This window comes from Methylobacterium sp. WL103, from assembly GCF_008039885.1.
In the GTDB taxonomy this organism is placed as follows: domain Bacteria; phylum Pseudomonadota; class Alphaproteobacteria; order Rhizobiales; family Beijerinckiaceae; genus Methylobacterium; species Methylobacterium cerastii.
Window position 1 is genome coordinate 1 of the sequence record NZ_VRUX01000696.1, and the last position, 2,015, is coordinate 2,015.

Genomic DNA, 2,015 nt, shown 5'->3' on the forward strand with positions numbered 1-2,015 from the left:
GGACGGCGAGCCGACGGTCCGCGGCGCCCGCTTCATCGTCCGCATCCCGGCGGCCCCGCGGCAGATGTCGGCGGCGTGACGGGGGTGGCGCGGCAACGGTCCGACCGAGGGCGACCGCTCCGCCTCCCTACCAAAGGCTCCGGCAAAAGCGCGGGTCCCTTCTCCCAGGGGGAGAAGGACAGGATGAGGGGCGTGACATGTCCTGAGAGGGCACGCCCCTCCCCCCTCGGAGCGACCAGGTTCACGCCTGTCGGCGCGCCCGAACCGGACGGATCGCGCGAAACGCGGCGCGCCGGGCACGACCTTGCCATGACGGCGTTCGACGATGCCTGACCCGACAAGCCGACGAGACCGGCCGGGCTTCCCAGATGCTCCGGCGGCCGACCTACGCGAAACCGTCCACGCCACCTGCGTCGTCGTCGGCGAGGCGGGCGTGCTGATCCGGGGCGAATCGCGGGCCGGCAAGTCGAGCCTCGCCCTGGCGCTGATCGAGTGGTGCCCCCTTCAGGGCGGCTTCGCGGCGCTGGTCGGCGACGACCGGGTCCGCGTCGAAGCCCGTCACGGGCGCGTCGTGGCGCGCCCGCACCCGGCCATCGCCGGCCTGATCGAGGTCCGCGGCCACGGGATCGTCGCGGTGGACCACGTCCCGGCCTGCATCCTGCGTCTCGTCGTCGACCTCGTGGCGCCCGGGCCGCGCCTGCCCGAACCGCAGGAGCCGGAGGTCGCGATCGTCGGCGTCGCCCTCCCCTGCCTGCGGATCGACCGGGCGGCGCGGAACGTCGGCCTCGCGCCGGGGCTCGTCCTCGCGAAGCTGCTCGCGGCGACGCCTGGCGTGTCTTCGCAGTCGCACACGCCGCCTCGTTGCGGCGAGGCGCCCGCACCCCATAGCGCGGGTGCGGCAGGCGTGGCATGATTGGGACGACGGGCGATCAAAACGTCGCGACGCCTTGAGCCTGTGCGTGCAATGCACAAATTGGCGGACTCGTTCACAGGACACCGGAATACGTGTCGATGATTGGCATGGTGCTCGTCACCCACGGACTGCTCGCGACCGAATTCCGGGCAGCGCTGGAGCACGTGGTCGGCCCTCAGAAGCAGATCGAGACCATCACGATCGGGCCGGAAGACGATATGGAGCTGCGGCGGCGGGACATCATGTCCGCGGTCGGCCGCGTCGACACCGGCACGGGCGTCGTCGTGCTCACCGACATGTTCGGCGGCACGCCGTCGAACCTGGCCCTGTCCTGCATGAACGGCGGCGCCGTCGAGGTGGTGGCGGGCATCAACCTACCGATGCTGATCAAGCTCGCCAGCGTGCGCGACGCGGAATCGCTCGGCGACGCGGTGCTTCACGCCCAGGAAGCCGGCCGCAAGTACATCAACGTCGCCTCGCGCGTGCTCGCCGGCAAATAGTCTTCCCCCCGATCTTGCCGTCCCGACCGCCGACCCGTTACGCACGGTGACGGCCGCGCCGTGCGCGTGCCGGAACAGGCTCGCGCTGCCTACGGCGCGGCGACGGACAGGGAAGCGCGCCGGCGGATGGACGACCTCTTCGAGCCGGACGACGAGCCCCCGACCGTTCCGGAGGGCGGTTTCCTGCGGCGCCTGCCGATCATCAACCGGCGCGGCCTGCATGCGCGGGCCTCGGCCAAGTTCGTCCAGACCGTCGAGCGCTTCGACGCGCAGGTCACCGTCACGCGCGCCGGGGAGACGGTGGGCGGCCGCTCGATCATGGGCCTGCTGACGCTCGGCGCGGCGCAGGGCACCCACGTGACGGTCACCGCCGTCGGCGCCGACGCCGAGGCCTGCCTCGATGCGATCGAAGCCCTGCTCGCCAACAAGTTCGGCGAGGACGAGTAGCGGATCGGACCAAATCCGGTCGATCCCTCCGGGGTGGCGGATCTGGGCTTCGCTCGAGCGCCGCGCGGGCTTGCCCGATACGGCCTCCGCTTGATCGCGCGGCGGCCTATCAGGCCCGGGCCGCGCGATCAAGCGGAGGCCGTATCGGGCAAGCC

At 71.9% G+C, this 2,015-nt stretch carries 3 protein-coding genes; all 3 read left to right on the plus strand.

Annotation, left to right across the window (positions count from 1 at the left end; all coding sequences use genetic code 11):
• Window positions 1–325: 325 nt before the first annotated feature.
• The 3 genes from FV222_RS24355 (at window position 326) to FV222_RS24365 (ending at window position 1,860) form a co-directional block, all read left to right on the plus strand.
• Window positions 326–913, plus strand: coding sequence for a hypothetical protein (locus FV222_RS24355; protein WP_147815849.1), 588 nt, complete (start codon window positions 326–328; stop codon window positions 911–913).
• A 98-nt stretch (window positions 914–1,011) separates the two neighbouring features.
• The gene (locus tag FV222_RS24360) at window positions 1,012–1,413 is read left to right on the plus strand and encodes a PTS sugar transporter subunit IIA (RefSeq protein WP_147751901.1); all 402 of its coding nucleotides are present in this window, start codon (window positions 1,012–1,014) and stop codon (window positions 1,411–1,413) included.
• Between the two features lie 126 nt (window positions 1,414–1,539).
• Window positions 1,540–1,860: an HPr family phosphocarrier protein gene (locus FV222_RS24365; RefSeq protein WP_147751899.1), complete on the plus strand. Its 321-nt coding sequence runs from the start codon at window positions 1,540–1,542 to the stop codon at window positions 1,858–1,860.
• Window positions 1,861–2,015: the final 155 nt, after the last annotated feature.